Raw genomic sequence first — 16,153 nt, 5'->3', positions numbered from 1 at the left:
CCCCACGAATGCTGTAACTACTTCGAAAACGCCGGATATGCTTCCGTCAAAACCTGAAAGGCTCTAGTGGCTGAAAAAGCCCGCCCCTTGCGGAGCGGGCTGAGCCGGCAAGCCGGACTGGAGGTCAGACGGCCCGCAATCGTTTTTTGTTCTATTCCAGATAGCCCGACGGATCGACCGGGGCCGAGTTCTTGCGCACTTCGAAGTGCAGCTTCGGCGAGTCGGTGGTGCCGCTCATGCCGGACAGCGCGATCTCCTGGCCGCGCTTGACCTTCTGGCCGCGCTGCACCTCGATCGAGCTGGCATGGCCGTAGACGGTGACCAGCCCGTTTTCGTGGCGCACCAGGACGGTGTTGCCGAATTCCTTGAGCCCGTCGCCGGCATAGATGACGACGCCGTTCTCGGCCGCCTTGACTGGCGTGCCCTCGGGAACCGCGATGTCGACGCCGTCCTTGCCGGAACCGAAGCTGGAGATCACGCGGCCGCGCACCGGCCAGCGCATCTTGCCGATGCCCGTTGCATTCGGCGCCACCGCGTCGTCGTCCTCGGCCTGCTGGATGACCTTGGCATCCTTCTTCGGCGGCGTGTAGGACGCCAGCGTTTCGGTCGGCTTGGCCGCCGGCTGCGTGGTCGCGGTCGTCACCGGGTCGACCTTGACCGGCTTGGCGGCGGCGACTGTCACTGTCCCGCCGGCCGGAACCTTCAGCGTCTGGCCGATCTTGAGCAGACCGTCCTGCATGCTGTTCGCCTGCTTGAGCGCGGTCACGCTGACGCCGGTCTTCCTGGCAATGGCAGACAGCGAGTCGCCTTGCTGGACCGTGTAGATGCCGCCGGTGCCTGCCGGCTTGGCCGCGGCCACCTGCGTTGCAGGCTTGGCGTTCTTCGGGTCACTCGCGGCGGCCGATGCGTCGACCTGCGCGGCGGACTTGCCATCCTTGAGCTTCGGCTGCTGCGGCAGCACGGCGAGCTTCTCCGGCGCGGTAGTCGGCGGCTTGGGGCTGTTCGCCGGCTTGGTGTCGGCAACTTTCGACTGCGTCGCTTTGCTTGAATAGGCATAGGCCGGGATGACCAGCTTCTGGCCCGTCTTCAATCCCTTGGTCGCGCTCAGCCCGTTGACCTTCATGATCGCATCGGCCGGCACCTTATAGCGCTGCGCCAGGCCGGAAATCGTCTCGCCGTCCCTGACCACGATCTCGGTTGCATGCGGCGTGCTGCCCGCCGTCGCCATTTTCGGCGCATCGGGCTGCGCGTCCTTGAACGGCCTTGCCGCCGGGGCGACAGTGCCGGTGGTCGTCCTGTCGACATGCGTGGCGGGAGGCGCCAGCACCGGCGCCGAGGCGGTGCGCACCGGATTTGCGGCGGCCGGGGCCGGCTGCGAGACCGGCGGCAGCTGCTGCACCGAGACCGGTTCCAGGCTGGAGCGGCTGACCGACTGAGTGTGGCTGCCATCGACCGGTGCGGGAGATGCCGCGACATCGCCTGGATAAGGCTGGGCGGCATCCTGCTTGTTGATGATGGCGCGTTGGTTGTTGGTCGAGGAGGTGAAGACGTCGTCGACACCGTTGAATCGCGCGACCTGGGAACTGCATCCCGCGGCGGCGCCTGCAATCATGAGGACGGCGCAGCCACGCGCCAGATTGCGTCCGTTTGCCTTCAAAACACTGAATTGCATCGCACTAACCCGCACAGACCCGGTACAAACTATGCATGATTAAAGCGCGTTAATGTTACTGGCCGGTTAACCCCTTAGAATCCGACGAAAATTTTCTTAAAACATTCGAGTGCGCTGTTAGATCACCGCAGCGACGCTGCGCAGTATCGGCTGCAGCCGCACGATGCCGATGTCTTCGCGCTCGAAACGGCTGCCGACCTTGGTCAGCTTGGCCACCACCTGCTCACCCTCTTCCGGGCCGATCGGCGCGATGACGATGCCGCCGCTCGACAGTTGGTCGAGCAGGAAGCGTGGCAGGCTGTCGAAGGCCGCCCAGGCGACGATGCGATCGAACGGTCCCTCATTGGCCAATCCATTGGAACCGTCCGCCTGCCGGGCAACGACATTGCCGATCGCGAGCGCCTCGAAGCGCTGCCTGGCCTGCTCGGTCAGCGTCTTGTAGCGGTCGATGGTGACGATGCGCGCTGCCAGCCGCGACATCACCGCCGCCGTGTAGCCCGACCCGGTGCCGATCTCGAGCACCCGGTTGCCCGGCTCGATGGCCAAAGCCGCGATCACCGCGGCCTGCAGGTCAGCGCCCTCGATCGCCTCGCCGCACTCGATCGGCAGCATGCCGTCCGACCAGGCGATGGAATGAAACTGTCCGGAGAGGAAGCCGCGACGCGGCGTCGCCTCGAAAGCCGCGATCAATGCCTTCGGCACCGCGCCCCGGCCGCGCAAGCGCAGCAGGAAGGCGGCAAAACCTTCGCGGTCGTCGAGTGGCAGGGTCATGAAAGTGCCTTGGTCAGTTGGTCGCGGATTTCGTGGGCGGTGAGATCGAGCTGCAGCGGCGTCACCGACACCAGCCGGTTGCGCATGGCGTGGAGGTCGGTGCCCTTCTTGCCTTCGACCGGCTCGCGGCCGAAGCGCAGCCAGTAGTAAGGCAGGCCGCGTCCGTCGCGGCGCTCGTCGACCCACAGGCTGTGCACGAGCTTGCCTTGCGAGGTCACGACGGTGCCGGCGACTTCTTCGGGAAGGCAATTCGGAAAATTGACGTTGAGCAGCACGCCATCCGGTAGAGGCATGGCGACAAGCTTGTTGAGGAGCGCCGGCGCCAGCGTCTCGGTGGTCTCGTAGGGGACGACGCGATCCTCGCCGACATAGGAGTAGGCCTGGCTGAGCGCGATCGAGCGGACGCCGAGCAGCGCGCCTTCCATGGCCCCGGCGACGGTGCCGGAATAGGTGACGTCGTCGGCGATGTTGGCGCCCGAATTGACGCCGGACAGAATCAGGTCCGGCGCTCCCGGCAGGATCTTCTTCACGCCCATGATGACGCAATCGGTCGGCGTGCCGCGCACAGCAAAGTGCTTTTCGCCGATCTTGCGCAGCCGCAGCGGCTCCGAGATCGACAGCGAATGCGCGTAGCCGGACTGGTCCTGCTCCGGCGCCACCACCCAGACATCGTCCGACAGCGTGCGGGCAATGCGCTCGAGCGACGCCAGGCCCTCGGCATGGATGCCGTCATCATTGGTAAGCAGGATGCGCATTATTTCGATTCGATCTTTGCCAGACCGCCCATGTAAGGCCGAAGCGCTTCAGGAATGGTTACGCTGCCATCCTCATTCTGGTAGTTCTCGATGACAGCAATAAGAGCGCGGCCAACGGCGGTGCCCGAGCCGTTCAGCGTGTGGACGAAGCGGTTGCCCTTGCCGTCCCTGTCCTTGTAGCGGGCGTCCATGCGCCTGGCCTGGAAATCGCCGCAGACCGAGCAGGACGAGATTTCGCGATAGGCGTTCTGGCCGGGCAGCCAGACCTCGATGTCGTAGGTCTTACGCGCGCCAAAACCCATGTCGCCGGTGCACAGCGTCATGGTGCGGAACGGCAGGCCGAGCCGCTTCAGCACCTCCTCGGCGCACGCGGTCATCCGCTCGTGCTCGGCGATCGACGACTCTTGATCGGTGATCGAAACCAGTTCGACCTTGTAGAACTGATGCTGGCGCAGCATGCCGCGCGTATCACGCCCAGCCGAGCCTGCTTCTGAACGGAAGCACGGCGTCAGCGCCGTATAGCGCAGCGGCAGCTTTTCATGCGCGGTTATGTCCTCGCGTACGAGGTTGGTGAGCGGGACTTCGGCGGTGGGGATCAAGCCCAGCCTGCCGTCTCCGTGCGGCGTAAAGAAGAGGTCATCCTCAAATTTCGGCAGCTGCCCGGTGCCATAGAGAACCTCGTCGCGCACCATCAGCGGCGGGATCACTTCCTCATAGCCGTGCTCGGTCGTGTGCAGGTCGAGCATGAACTGGCCAAGCGCACGCTCCATGCGCGCCAGCCCACTCTTCAGCACCGTGAAACGCGAACCGGACAGCTTTGCCGCGCGCTCGAAATCCATCATGCCGAGCGCTTCGCCGATCTCGAAATGCTCCTTCACCCAGTTCGGCCGCGTCGGCACCTCGCCGACAGTGCGCTTGACGACATTGTCGTGCTCGTCCTTGCCGACCGGCACGTCGTCGAGCGGCACATTGGGCAGCACCGCCAACACATCGTTCAGCGCCTTGTCGAGTTCGCGCTCGCGTGCCTCGCCATTCTGGATGAAGGCCTTGATCTCGCCGACTTCCGCTTTCAGTTTTTCGGCAAGGGCAGCGTCGCCCGAACGCATCGCGTTGCCGATCTCTTTCGAGGCGGCGTTGCGGCGTTCCTGCCTGGTCTGCAGTTCTGTCAGATGCTCGCGCCGAGCCTCGTCCCTGGCGATCAGGTCGTCGACGGTGGATTGCGCGTCATCACCCGACCACGAGCGCTTCACCAGCGCCTCGACAAGGGTCTTCGGGTTGTCGCGAATCCATTTGATGTCAAGCATGGTCTGAACGCTCCTGAGCTAGGCTCGTGGGCGTAAACCGCATCCTTGATCGATGCAAGATCGGGCTTGGCGTCTTTTTCCGGAAGCCTAGGAGGGAGCCTGCGTCGAGGACGCGTCCGCCGCCTTCTCCGCCGCGTCCGCCGCGGCGTCCTGCTTCTCGCGCGCCAGACGGTCCCGTTCCTTGCTGCGCTCGATCAGCCGCGCCGACCAGATGGCGACCTCGTAGAGCAGGATGGTCGGAATGGCGAGGCCGATCTGGCTCATCGGATCCGGCGGCGTCAGCACGGCCGCCACCACGAAGGCGATGACGATCGCCCATCTGCGCTTCTCGACCAACGCCTTGGACGACAGCATGCCGACGCGCGTCATCAGGCTGGTCACCACCGGCAGCTGGAACACCAGGCCGAAGGAGAAGATCAGCGTCATGATCAGGCTGAGATATTCCGACACTTTCGGCAGCAGCGATATCTGCACCTGGTCGTTGGTGCCGGCCTGCTGCATGGCGAGGAAGAACCACATCACCATCGGCGTGAAGAAGAAGTAGACCAGCGACGCGCCCATCAGGAACAGGATCGGCGAGGCGATCAGGAACGGCAGGAAGGCGTTGCGCTCGTTCTTGTAGAGGCCGGGCGCGATGAATTTGTAGATCTGCGTGGCGATCAGTGGAAAGGCGATGACCATGCCGCCAAACATGGCGAGCTTGACCTGGGTGAAGAAGAATTCCTGCGGCGCCGTGTAGATCAGCTCGACCTTGTGCGGGTCGAGCCCCGCCCATTGTGTCGCCCATTTGAACGGGACGACCAGAAGGTTGAACAGCCGCTTGGCGAAGAAGAAGCAAACGAGGAAGGCGATGAAGAAGCCGCCGATCGACCAGATCAGCCGCCGGCGCAACTCGATCAGATGCTCCATCAGCGGAGCCGACGACTTTTCGATCTCGTCCTTTTCCGTATCCGAAACGCTCACTTGGCGGCTCCCGCCGGCTTTTTCGCCTGCGCAGGCTTCGGCTCAGCCTTTGCCGCCGCCTTGGCGGCTGCAGGCTTGGTAACTTTTGCAAGCGCTGGCTTTGCCGGTGCTGCCTTGGCCGCCGGGGCTTTGGCTTGCTTCGATGCCGCCGCCTTCTTCACCGGCGCCTTTTGCGGCGCTGGCGTTGCAGCCACTGCCGGTGTCACCACCGCATCGTCGGTCATCGCCGGAAAGATCGGAGCGGCCGGCACCGTTTCCGGTCCGTTGACACCGGGCATCACGGTGGCGCCGTTCTTCAGCGGCTCGGCGGCCTGCGGCGTCTCTGCCGCCGGCGCTGCGGGATCGACGGACGGCTTCGGCTTCATTGCCGCGTCGACGCCGGCGCGGACATCGGCTGCCGCCTGCTCGAACGGGTTGAGCTGCTTGCGGATCTCGGCCGCCGGATTGAGGCCTCGAAGGGAATCGACCGACTTCTTGACGTCGTCGAGTTCGGCTTCCTTCAGCGCCTCATTGAACTGCTTCTGGAAGTCGGCGGCCATGGCGCGCAGCTTTGCCGTCGTGCGGCCGAAAGTGCGCAGCATATTGGGCAAATCCTTCGGCCCGACGACCACGATCATGACGATCGCGATCACCAGCATCTCGGTCCAGCCGACTTCAAACATGGCAATCTGTTCCGACTAATGCATGTCGCTCAAAAGTGCGACGCGGTTTTGGGACAACGACATGCACAAAGCAACAACCTTAGGCTCAGCTCTTGCTGGCTTTTTCCTTCGCCGCCGAAACGGTTTCGTCGGCCCGGTGCTCGACGGTGCGCTTGTCGTCGGCGACTTCGTCGTCGGCCATGCCCTTCTTGAAGCTCTTGATGCCCTTGGCCATGTCGCCCATCAGCTCCGGAATCTTGCCGCGGCCGAACACCAGCAGCACGATCACCAGCACGATCAGCCAGTGCCAAATCGAAAATGAACCCATTGCAAATCTCTCTCGAACGTTTTCCCTGGCGATGATCTATGCGCATTCGCGTTGGGATTCAAACAGAACCGCGACAAAGTTTATGAAGGCGCGCCGGATGTCACGCATTTTCGGCGGTGCGGCCCGCTACCAATCGGCGCATCTACAGGCGGAAAGCGGCTTTTGACAGCGGCTTGCGGTCAATCTTCCGTGACGCGCGGCGTCAGCAGGCCGAGTTCCTCGAGGTCGATGTCGGTCAGCGGATCCTCGTCCTCGGTCAGCGCATCCGGGTCCGCCGGCGGCAGCGGCACCGAGAAATTCGACGGCATACGGGTGGAAAGCAGCCCGGCGCCCTTCAGTTCCTCCATGCCGGGAAGATCGCGGATCTCCTCCAGCGCGAAATGGTCGAGGAAGCTCTCGGTGGTGCCGTAGGTGACGGGACGGCCGGGCGTCTTGCGCCGGCCGCGCATCCGTACCCACTCCGTCTCCATCAGCGTGTCCAGCGTGCCCTTTGACGTTTCGACGCCTCTGATGTCCTCGATCTCGGCGCGCGTCACCGGCTGGTGGTAGGCGATGATCGCCAGCACTTCGAGCGCCGCGCGCGAAAGCTTCCTCTGCTGAACGGTATCGCGGCTCATCAGGAAGGCGAGGTCGCCGGCGGTGCGGAAGGCCCAGGCATCGCCGACGCGCACCAGATTGACGCCGCGCTTGGCGTAGATCTGCTGCAGATCGGCCATCGCCGCGGCAATGCTGATGCCGTCCGGCAGGCGCGCGGCCAGTTGTTTTTCGCTGACCGGCTGGGCGCTGGCGAAGATGATCGCCTCGGCCATGCGCACCGCTTCCGACAGAAGCAGCCGCTCGGCCGGGTTCTCGACCGTCCCCTGCTCGACGGCGCCTTCCTCGGTCTCGTCGTCGACCTTGAACGGAATGACCGAAGCGTTGGCGCGTTCGCTCATGCTACCACCTCGACTGCCTTGATGCCTTGCGCGCGGCTGCGCAGATAGAGCGGCGCGAACACCTGGTCCTGCCGCATCTCCATCTTGCCTTCACGCACCAGTTCGAGCGTCGCGGCAAACGAACTGGCGACCGCCGTGCGCCGATCTTCCGTGGTGGACAGATACTCGATCAGGAAGGAGTCCAGCGCGGTCCAGTCACGCAGCGTCCCGACCAGTCTGATCAGGATGTCGCGCGCGTCTTTGAGTGACCACACGCCGCGCCTGGCGATCGTCACATTGTTGATCGCCTGCTTCTGGCGCTGCTGCGCATAGGCGGTCAAGAGATCGTAAAGCGAGGCCGAATATGCGTTGCGCTTCTCGATGATGACCATTTCCGGCATGCCGCGCGCAAACACGTCGCGGCCGAGCCGGTTGCGGTTGACTAGCCTCGCCGAGGCGTCGCGCATGGCTTCCAGCCGCTTCAGCCGGAACTGCAGCACCGCCGCCAGTTCCTCGCCGCTTTCGCCTTCCTCGCCCGGCTGCTTGGGGATCAGAAGCTTCGACTTGAGGAAGGCAAGCCATGCCGCCATCACCAGATAGTCGGCGGCAAGCTCCAGCCGCAGCGCCCTCACCTTCTCGACGAAGGCCATATATTGCTCGGCCAGCGCCAGGATCGAGATGCGTGCCAGGTCGACCTTCTGGTTGCGCGCCAGATGCAGAAGCAGATCGAGCGGGCCTTCGAAGCCGGCAACGTCGACGACCAGCGACGGATCGCCGGTCAGCCGGGAATCGTCGTTCTCGGCCCACAGACGGTCCATCGGTGCGGCCTTCGCGGCCTTGCTGTCCAATGTTTCCGCCACTGCCTTTGTCTCTTCCTCTGCTTAGGCCACCGCATCGAAATAGGTGGCAAACTCGGCGCGTATCGCGGTTTCTTCGGCCGCGTCGCGGTCCTTTATATAGGTCAGTGCCCGCTCCGCGCGCGCAAGCGACCTTCCTTGAAGCCCCGTCGTCCGCGATGCAATGCCGGACATCTCTTCGAAAACACCATTGCAGTGAAGGACGAGATCGCAGCCCGCCGCAAGGATCGCGGCCGCCTTTGTCGGGAAATCCCCAGAAAGTGCCTTCATCGAGGTGTCGTCGCTCATCAACAGCCCGTCGAAGCCGATGTCGCCGCGGATAATGTCGTTGACGACCTTGCCCGAGGTCGTCGCCGGATTGCTCGGATCGATGGCGCTGTAGACGACATGCGCCGTCATCGCCATCGGCAGATGGTTGAGCGCCTTGAACGGGGCGAAATCATGCCGCCGCAACTCGTCCATGGGCGTATCGACGGTCGGCAGTTCGAAATGCGTGTCGGCAAAGGCCCGCCCGTGCCCGGGAATGTGCTTCATCACCGGCAGCACGCCGCCCGACATCAGGCCTTCGGCGGCCGCGCGGCCAAGCTCGATGACGGCGCCTGGCTCCTTGCCATAGGCGCGCGCCCCGATAACGTCGCTGGCGCCCTCGATCGGCACGTCGAGCACCGGCAGGCAGTCGGCGGTGATGCCGAGGCGCAGCAGATCGAAAGCATGCAGCCGCGCCATCAGCCAGGCTGCGCGCGTGCCCGCGTCACGGTCGTTCCGCCACAGTGCGCCAAGCGCGCCGCCGGCCGGATAGTTCGGCGCCAGCGGCGGCCGCAGGCGCTGCACCCGGCCGCCTTCCTGGTCGATGAACACCGGCGCGTCCGGACGCCCGATGCAGTCGCGCATCGAGGCGACCAGATCGCGGATCTGTTCGGGCTCGCCGATGTTGCGGGCAAACAGGATGAAACCCCAGGGCCGCTCGCCGCGGTAGAAGCGGATTTCGTCTGGGGTCAGCGATTTCCCGGCACAGCCGAGGATCATGGATTTTGATTCGGTCATGACAACAAGCTTAGAGCTTCATGCGGACAAAGGGAATCGCCCCGGATCGCCCGCCTCGGAATGCCCGGGAGATTCCACATGAAAAAACCGGCGCGGCCATTCGGCTGCGCCGGTTTTCGTGTGGTTTCAACTGATCAGCGCGACACGAAGCAGTTGCCGCCGGCCGCCTTATAGCTGGTGCACAGATTGATCGCATCGTTGCGCGACTGCGCCGGAACGCGAACCCGGTAGAAGGTTCCCTTGCCGGCGATCTCGGCCTTGACGATGTTGGCGGTGCGGCCGGAAAGCACGCTGCCATAGCGGCGCTGCAGGTCCTGATAGGTCGACTGGGCGCTCTCGACCGTCGGCTGCGAAGCGATCTGCATCGACCACGAACCACCGCCTGTCGCTGCTGCCGTCGGCGATATGGAGGCGACCTGGTCGGGCTTGACCTCGCCGACCACGTCGACCGGCTGGTCGGACGGGCGCTGCGGCGGCACCGGAACCGTGGCCGATGTATTCGCCGATTGCGTGCTGGCGGACGGGGCCTTGGCTTCGGCCTTCGGCGTGGGGGCTGCCGCCGGCTCGAGCGGCTTGGCGGTCTCAGCCTGATCGGTTGCAACCTGATCGGTCGGCTGGTTGCTTGCCTGATCGGTCGCGGGCGCCACGGTGCCGGTCTGCTCCGCGTCGGACTGCGCCGCCGGAGCGACAAGTTGTGGTGCTGGATCGGTCGGCTCGGCTGCGGCAACCTGCGGCGCCGCCTGCGCCGAATCCTCACGCGGAACCAGCGAGCCGTCGGGCTTGACCATCATGGTCCTGACCTTGCGCGGCGCAACGGCGGCGACTTCCGGGTTGGTACCCTTGTCGGCCTCCTGAAGAACCTGCGCGATGCGGTCCTCGGATTTCGGCGCCGGCGCGGCATCGGCATTCCCGGACGTGTCCACGCCTGGCATCGCGGCCGCGGGGGCATTACCCGCTGCATCCGTGCCGGGAGCCATATCGGTATCGTCGGGTGAAAGATCGACGACGCGGCTTTCCGGTTCCTTGGCTTTCACGTCCACCGGCTCTTCGGTGTTGGTGACCAGCTTCTCCTGCACAGGCTCAGCCGGCTTGGTGCCCTTGGCCACCGCGTCATAGACCTTGTTGTCCTGGTTCGGCACCACGGCGCCGCCCGGGTTTTCCGGCTTGACCTTGATCGGCGCGTTGTCGGCCTTGACGATCACGGGCGCTTCGCTGCCGCCCTTGCCGCCGAGCGACAAGGCAAAGGCGCCGAGGCCACCGGCGATCGCCACCGCGCCGACGATCGCGACCACCATCAGGCCGCGGCTGCGCGGCTTTGCAGCCTCGCGCTCGGCCAGACCGGGCACCGACATCGCCTCGTCCAGTTCAGGATCGTAGTCGAGCTCGTCGATGGCGAAATCGTCAGTCTGCGAAACCGGCTTGCTACCGGGCAGATTGTCCATGTCGAAGCTGCTCGCGGCAGCAGCATGGGAAGCGGTCGCCGTCGCGGCAAGCACTTCGGCCGGCTTCGCCGCATAGGCGGGTGCCTCGTCGCGGTCATAGCCCGGCTTGAACCCGGCACTGTAGGTGTCGTCTTCATAGGCCGTGCTGCGCGCCGGCGTCGCGGCCACCTCGGGGGCGTTCATCTCGGTCAGCAGACCGGCGAATTCGGCTTCGAGGTCGTCATAGGCGGACGCAGCCGGCTGATCTTCCTCGAAATTGAGCTCGGGAATATCGAGGTCGTCGGCCAGCGCGACGACGCGCTCCGGTACATCGACCGTCTCGACATCGGGCATCTCGTCATAACGAGGCTGTTCGTGCCGCACCGGTTCGGGCTCGACTTGGGCGGCGACCTCTTCGACCGGCTCCTGCTGGTACGCGGGCGCCGCGGAAACCGGCGCTGAAGCAACAGGTGGCGCCGAGGCCATGGGCTGGGCCGAGAACGAGGCCTGCACCGGAGGCGCAGCGACCGGAGTCACCCGGCTCCACGAACGGGCCGGTTCTGGCGGCGTCGAGCGCATCCAGTCCGCCGAATGGGCAAAGCCTTCCCCGATAGCGGCGCGTCCCGCTTCATCGTGACCAAGGTCCGATTTATCGTAACCACGGTCCGATCCGTCGTGGCCAAGGTCCGATACATCGTGACCAAGGTCCGATTTATCGTGACCACGGTCCGATCCGTCGTGGCCAAGGTCCGATACATCGTGACCAGGGTCCGACACATCGTGACCACGGTCCGATTCGTGGCCAAGGTTGATACCCTTGGCAAAGGCGGCATCGAACGCCTCGTCGTCGAACGCGACGTCGGCAGCTGCCACAGTCTCAGCCCTGAAATCCTCGCCATCGAGCTCGCCGGCGGGATCAATGTCGAGATCGGCGTTGGCAGCCTGGGCCGCCTCATGATGCTGCTGCGTCTCTGCAGGCTCATGTTCGTCAAGATCCCAATCGAGTTCTTCGATGGGATCGGCCTGCTGGACAGCGGTCGTTTCCGCCACGACTGCTGGCTGTTGAACCGGCTCCGGCTCCTTCGCGGCGACGGGAACCGGCCGCGCGGTCATGGCGCCAAGCAGCGCGTTCAGTTCGTCTTCCAGGCTCCGATCGTCTGCGGCAACCGGTTTTGCCGGCTCGGCCGCAACCGATGCGGGCGCCGTCGGCTCCGCGGCGGCGCTTTGGGCAACCTGCTCTTCGGCCGCCTCGGCCGGCCCCTCGTCGATGCCGAGGTCGAAATCGTCGTCAAACGCGCCCTGCGCGGCAACCTCGCGAGCATCAATCTCGGGAACATCGTCATTGTCAGCTTCGGCGACATAAGCCGCCTCGACAGGTGCTTCGACAGCCTCGACAGGCGCTTCGACAGCCAGAGGCTCATCGATTTCGGTCGGTTCTTCGGCACGGACATCGAAATCCATATCGACGTCGGCCATCGCCTCGTCGAAATGGTCGGAAAACTCCGCTTCGGGAATCTGACGGTCGGCTTCCTCGGCAATCTGGACCGGCGCCGGATGTTCGACAGCGGCAGCAGTTGCGTGATGATCTTCCGCCGGTACTTCATCGTCGAACGGCGCGTGATCGTCGAGTGTCAGCTCGTCCTCAAGCGACAGGGAAACGGCATTGTCCAAATCGTCGTCGAATGCGGCTTCGACCGCCGGCACGGCGTGCTCCGCGGTGGCGTGCTCTGCTTCATGTTCGGCCGTGTCGGTCGTGGGATGATCGTCGAGCTGGAATGACTGATCAAGCGAAGCGGCAAGCTCGGCGTCCATCGGCAGATCGTCGTCGAGAGGCGACACGCCTTCCAGCGAGCTGGCAACCGCCTGATCGAAATCATCACCGAAGGCAGCCTCGACCTGCGGCGCGGCAACCTCGGCGACGGGCGCAAAGTGATCCGCAGGGTCGTCGAATACGAAATCCTGTTCGAGCGAAGCCGCAAGCTCGTCGTTCATCCTGGCGGCAACAGATTCGAAAGCCGGCTCCTGGCGCTGCGCGACACCCTCATCGGCGCCGAATTCGCCCATCAGCTCCTTCTCGAGGTCGATATCGAAATCGCCCTCTTCGGCAAGCTGGTCGGCCGGAGCAGCCTTCGGCGCGGCAGGCGCCTGCGGCTTTACCGGCTGGCGCGGGTCGAAACCCATGATCCGGGTCAGTTCCGCGAACGGATCATCGTCAGCGATGTCGTTATGGTCGGCTGTTCTCAGCTGGGTTCTGTCTGCCATTATTGTTCCCGAACTCGCACACATTCGGACGCCATGGACGTCGCGCAGGGTTGGCCCATACCAGCGCAATGTGGGCAAAAGGTGACAGGTTTTTTAGTCAAACCTAACGCATTTCAGTGGGCGCATCAGCCCCAATAAGCGTCAGGCCGGACGTCAAAACGTCCGATACAGCCTGCACCAGCCCTAGTCTGGCATACGTCAATTGTCGGTCGTTAACCTTAACAAAACGTAAGTCGGGATTGTCTGTGCCCCGGTTCCAATGTCCATGGAAGCTGGACGCCAGATCGTAGAGGTAGAATGCCAGCCTGTGCGGCTCCAGCGCAAGGGCCGCGGATTCGATTAGCCGGGGATATTCAGCCAGCTTCCGGATCAGGCCGATTTCGCCCTCGTCGGTCAGCGACGCCACTGCCGCAGCCAGCCGGTTGCGGTCGAAATTGGCCTCGCCCAGCTGCTCGCTCGCCTGCCGGAAGACCGAATGGCAGCGCGCCGAGGCGTACTGCACGTAGAACACCGGATTGTCCTTGGACTGCTCGGTCACCTTGGCGAAATCAAAATCGAGCGGTGCATCGTTCTTGCGGTAGAGCATCATGAAGCGGATCGGGTCGCGGCCGACCTCCTCCACCACTTCGCGCAGCGTCACGAAATCGCCCGACCGCTTCGACATGCGCACCGGTTCGCCGTCGCGGAACAGCTTCACCAGCTGGCACAAGAGCACGGTGAGCTTGACCTCGTCGCCGGCAACCGCGCGCGCCAGCGCTTCGAGCCGCTTGACATAGCCGCCATGGTCGGCGCCGAGCACGTAGATCAGGTCGACGAAGCCGCGGTCGACCTTGTCCTTGAGGTAGGCGACGTCGGCGGCGAAATAGGTGAACGAGCCGTCGGACTTGACCAGCGCCCGGTCCATGTCGTCGCCGACCGCGGTCGAGCGGAACAGCGTCTGCTCGCGGTCTTCCCACTCGTCCGGCTTCTCGCCCTTGGGCGGCGGCAGTTTGCCCTTGTAGATATGCCCCTTGAGTGTCAGGTCGCTGATCGCCGCGCGGATCTTCCTGGCATTGTCGGCATGCAGCGTGCGCTCGGAGAAGAATACGTCGTGATGCACGTTGAGCAACGCCAGATCCGAGCGGATCATCGCCATCATGGCGTCGATCGTGCGGTCCATGACGATGGCCAGCGCCTCGTCGTCCGGCATCTGCAGCAGCTTGCGGCCGAATTCCGCTACCAGCGCCTGACCGACCGGTACCAGGTAGTCGCCGGGATAGAGACCGGCCGGTATCTCGCCAATATCGTCGCCCAGCGCTTCGCGGTAGCGCATGAAGACCGAACGGCCGAGCACGTCGATCTGCGAGCCGGCATCGTTGATGACATATTCCTTGGTCACGTCGTAGCCGGCGAAGGCCATCAGATTGGCCAGCGTATCGCCGACAACGGCGCCGCGGCAGTGGCCGACATGCATCGGGCCGGTCGGGTTGGCCGAGACATACTCGACATTGGCCTTCCTGTTGCCGCCGATGGTCGAGCGGCCATAGTTGCGGCCTTCGCCGAGCAAGGCCATGAGATGCGCCTGCCAGAATCCGTCCTTGAGCCGGAGATTGACAAAGCCGGGACCGGCGACGTCGGCAGCCGAGACGTCGGCATCGGTGCGCAGCGCCTCGGCCAGTCTTTCGGCCAGCGCGCGCGGGTTCTGCCCGGTGGGCTTCGCCAGCACCATCGCCGCATTGGTCGCGAGATCGCCATGGCTGGGGTCGCGCGGCGGCTCGACGGCGATACGCGACAGGTCGGGCGATGCGCCCTCCTTGTCTTTCAGATCAAGCGCTTCGACAGCTTTGATGATTCGCGCGGTGAAATCGGCGAAGATGTTCATGGGTATGGCTCTGGCGGCTTTGCGGGGTGACCGGCTCGTTGGCCGGCAAAATCGCGCCCGCCCTAGCTTAAATCCGGCGTATGGTCAAACAAACGGCGGTGTTCCTTCAAGGCATAGGTGTCGGTCATGCCCGCCAGGAAATCGGCGACGCTGCGCGCCTTGATGCGATCCTGTGCCCTATCGAGCCCTTCGCGCCAGCCATCGGGCATGGCGCGCGGGTTGGCGAAATAGACGTCGAACAGGTCCCTGACGATCTGTTCGGCGTCGCCGCGCACGCGCATCACCTCGCTGTGCCGGTAGAGGTGCTTGTAGAGGAAGGCCTTCAGTTCCTTCTCGGTCGCGGCCATATCGGCCGAGAAGGTCACCATCGTCTCACCCGCCGCCCGTACCGCATCGGCGCTTTCCGGCTTCAGGCGCTTGAGGTTGGCGGTGGTGGAGGCAATCACGTCCTCGACCATCATGGTGATCTGTCGGCGCATCAGCTCGTGCCCGGTGCGCACGTCATCGAGCGCCGGATAGCGTGCTCGCACGCTTTTCAGGATCGAGCCCGGCAGGGTTACGTCTTCCAGCATGTTCAGCGTCAGGAAGCCCGATCTCAGCCCATCGTCGATGTCATGGGTGTTGTAGGCAATGTCGTCGGCGATCGCCGCGCATTGCGCCTCGATGCCTGCGAAGCGGTCGAGTTCCAAGTCATGCAACTCCGAATAGTCGCGGATCGCTTGCGGCACCAGGCCCTTGCGGCCCTGCCCCTTGGCATCCGTCAGCGGGCCATTGTGCTTGACCAGCCCTTCCAGCGTTTCCCAGGTCAGGTTCAGCCCGTCGAATTCGGCATAGCGTCGCTCGAGCCGCGTCACCACGCGCAGCGACTGCGCATTGTGGTCGAAGCCGCCCCAGGCGGCCATCTTCTCGTTCAGCGCCTCCTCGCCGGTGTGGCCGAAGGGCGTGTGGCCGAAATCGTGCACCAGCGCCACCGCCTCGGCGAGATCCTCGTCGCCGCGTAGCGCCCGCGCCAGAGCGCGTGCGATCTGCGCCACCTCGATCGAATGCGTAAGCCTTGTGCGATAGTGGTCGCCTTCATGGGCGACGAATACCTGCGTCTTGTGCAGCCGACGAAAGGCCGTCGAATGGATGATGCGGTCGCGGTCGCGCTGGAACGGCGTGCGGGTCGGGCTCTCGACCTCGTCGAACAGCCGCCCGCGCGACTGTGCCGGGTCGCTGGCATAGGCCGCGCGCGGCCGATAGCCGAATCCGATGTCGCCGAGAGCATCCCTGTCTTGCCGCTCGCCCATTCACCCCACCAGTTGACTTGGCCTCCCGCGCTTCATACCTATCATATGAAACCGAAAGCAAGGTGACGCCC

Annotated in this window: 13 protein-coding genes; all 13 read right to left on the bottom strand. The window is 64.3% G+C overall.

Annotation, left to right across the window (positions count from 1 at the left end; all coding sequences use genetic code 11):
* Positions 1 to 151: 151 nt before the first annotated feature.
* The 13 genes from DH08_RS01080 to DH08_RS01020 all read right to left on the bottom strand — a co-directional run bounded on the left by DH08_RS01080 (position 152) and on the right by DH08_RS01020 (position 16,082).
* Positions 152 to 1,672, bottom strand: coding sequence for a peptidoglycan DD-metalloendopeptidase family protein (locus tag DH08_RS01080; protein ID WP_192177486.1), 1,521 nt, complete (start codon positions 1,670 to 1,672; stop codon positions 152 to 154).
* 117 nt (positions 1,673 to 1,789) lie between these two features.
* Positions 1,790 to 2,443 carry a protein-L-isoaspartate(D-aspartate) O-methyltransferase gene (locus DH08_RS01075; RefSeq protein WP_192177485.1) on the bottom strand — a complete coding sequence of 218 codons (654 nt, stop codon included), beginning with the start codon at positions 2,441 to 2,443 and terminating at the stop codon, positions 1,790 to 1,792.
* Positions 2,440 to 3,198, bottom strand: coding sequence for a 5'/3'-nucleotidase SurE (gene surE / locus DH08_RS01070; RefSeq protein ID WP_192177484.1), 759 nt, complete (start codon positions 3,196 to 3,198; stop codon positions 2,440 to 2,442). Before surE ends, DH08_RS01075 begins: the two co-directional genes overlap by 4 nt.
* Entirely contained in the window at positions 3,198 to 4,502 is a 1,305-nt protein-coding gene (gene serS / locus DH08_RS01065; RefSeq protein ID WP_192177483.1) for a serine--tRNA ligase, read from the bottom strand. The genes surE and serS overlap by 1 nt, the downstream gene beginning before the upstream one ends.
* A gap of 87 nt (positions 4,503 to 4,589) precedes the next feature.
* Complete coding sequence (gene tatC / locus DH08_RS01060) at positions 4,590 to 5,465, bottom strand: twin-arginine translocase subunit TatC (RefSeq protein WP_192177482.1); 876 nt, start codon at positions 5,463 to 5,465, stop codon at positions 4,590 to 4,592.
* Positions 5,462 to 6,127 carry a Sec-independent protein translocase protein TatB gene (gene tatB, locus DH08_RS01055; RefSeq protein ID WP_192177481.1) on the bottom strand — a complete coding sequence of 222 codons (666 nt, stop codon included), beginning with the start codon at positions 6,125 to 6,127 and terminating at the stop codon, positions 5,462 to 5,464. Before tatB ends, tatC begins: the two co-directional genes overlap by 4 nt.
* Before the next feature lie 85 nt (positions 6,128 to 6,212).
* Complete coding sequence (locus tag DH08_RS01050; protein ID WP_006203465.1) at positions 6,213 to 6,434, bottom strand: twin-arginine translocase TatA/TatE family subunit; 222 nt, start codon at positions 6,432 to 6,434, stop codon at positions 6,213 to 6,215.
* Between the two features lie 179 nt (positions 6,435 to 6,613).
* On the bottom strand, positions 6,614 to 7,369 hold the full coding sequence (gene scpB / locus DH08_RS01045; RefSeq protein WP_192177480.1) for an SMC-Scp complex subunit ScpB: 756 nt from the start codon (positions 7,367 to 7,369) through the stop codon (positions 6,614 to 6,616).
* Entirely contained in the window at positions 7,366 to 8,166 is an 801-nt protein-coding gene (locus DH08_RS01040) for a segregation and condensation protein A (protein WP_192177489.1), read from the bottom strand. Before DH08_RS01040 ends, scpB begins: the two co-directional genes overlap by 4 nt.
* 63 nt (positions 8,167 to 8,229) lie before the next feature.
* Positions 8,230 to 9,249 carry a beta-N-acetylhexosaminidase gene (gene nagZ, locus DH08_RS01035; protein ID WP_192177479.1) on the bottom strand — a complete coding sequence of 340 codons (1,020 nt, stop codon included), beginning with the start codon at positions 9,247 to 9,249 and terminating at the stop codon, positions 8,230 to 8,232.
* A 134-nt stretch (positions 9,250 to 9,383) separates the two neighbouring features.
* Positions 9,384 to 12,932 carry an SPOR domain-containing protein gene (locus DH08_RS01030; protein ID WP_192177478.1) on the bottom strand — a complete coding sequence of 1,183 codons (3,549 nt, stop codon included), beginning with the start codon at positions 12,930 to 12,932 and terminating at the stop codon, positions 9,384 to 9,386.
* Positions 12,933 to 13,035: 103 nt separating this feature from the next.
* Complete coding sequence (gene argS / locus DH08_RS01025; RefSeq protein WP_192177477.1) at positions 13,036 to 14,793, bottom strand: arginine--tRNA ligase; 1,758 nt, start codon at positions 14,791 to 14,793, stop codon at positions 13,036 to 13,038.
* Between the two features lie 62 nt (positions 14,794 to 14,855).
* Positions 14,856 to 16,082 carry a deoxyguanosinetriphosphate triphosphohydrolase gene (locus DH08_RS01020; RefSeq protein WP_192177476.1) on the bottom strand — a complete coding sequence of 409 codons (1,227 nt, stop codon included), beginning with the start codon at positions 16,080 to 16,082 and terminating at the stop codon, positions 14,856 to 14,858.
* Positions 16,083 to 16,153 lie beyond the last annotated feature (71 nt).

This window comes from Mesorhizobium amorphae, from assembly GCF_014843845.1.
GTDB lineage: Bacteria > Pseudomonadota > Alphaproteobacteria > Rhizobiales > Rhizobiaceae > Mesorhizobium > Mesorhizobium amorphae_A.
This window is presented reverse-complemented; position numbering and strand designations above follow the sequence as displayed.

Bases quoted from the DNA above. Each gene is read 5' to 3' on its own strand.
- DH08_RS01080 (WP_192177486.1), bottom strand. From the start codon at position 1,672: ATGCAATTCAGTGTTTTGAAGGCAAACGGACGCAATCTGGCGCGTGGC.
- DH08_RS01075 (WP_192177485.1), bottom strand. From the start codon at position 2,443: ATGACCCTGCCACTCGACGACCGCGAAGGTTTTGCCGCCTTCCTGCTG.
- surE (WP_192177484.1), bottom strand. From the start codon at position 3,198: ATGCGCATCCTGCTTACCAATGATGACGGCATCCATGCCGAGGGCCTG.
- serS (WP_192177483.1), bottom strand. From the start codon at position 4,502: ATGCTTGACATCAAATGGATTCGCGACAACCCGAAGACCCTTGTCGAG.
- tatB (WP_192177481.1), bottom strand. From the start codon at position 6,127: ATGTTTGAAGTCGGCTGGACCGAGATGCTGGTGATCGCGATCGTCATG.
- DH08_RS01050 (WP_006203465.1), bottom strand. From the start codon at position 6,434: ATGGGTTCATTTTCGATTTGGCACTGGCTGATCGTGCTGGTGATCGTG.
- scpB (WP_192177480.1), bottom strand. From the start codon at position 7,369: ATGAGCGAACGCGCCAACGCTTCGGTCATTCCGTTCAAGGTCGACGAC.
- DH08_RS01040 (WP_192177489.1), bottom strand. From the start codon at position 8,166: ATGGACCGTCTGTGGGCCGAGAACGACGATTCCCGGCTGACCGGCGAT.
- nagZ (WP_192177479.1), bottom strand. From the start codon at position 9,249: ATGACCGAATCAAAATCCATGATCCTCGGCTGTGCCGGGAAATCGCTG.
- DH08_RS01030 (WP_192177478.1), bottom strand. From the start codon at position 12,932: ATGGCAGACAGAACCCAGCTGAGAACAGCCGACCATAACGACATCGCT.
- argS (WP_192177477.1), bottom strand. From the start codon at position 14,793: ATGAACATCTTCGCCGATTTCACCGCGCGAATCATCAAAGCTGTCGAA.
- DH08_RS01020 (WP_192177476.1), bottom strand. From the start codon at position 16,082: ATGGGCGAGCGGCAAGACAGGGATGCTCTCGGCGACATCGGATTCGGC.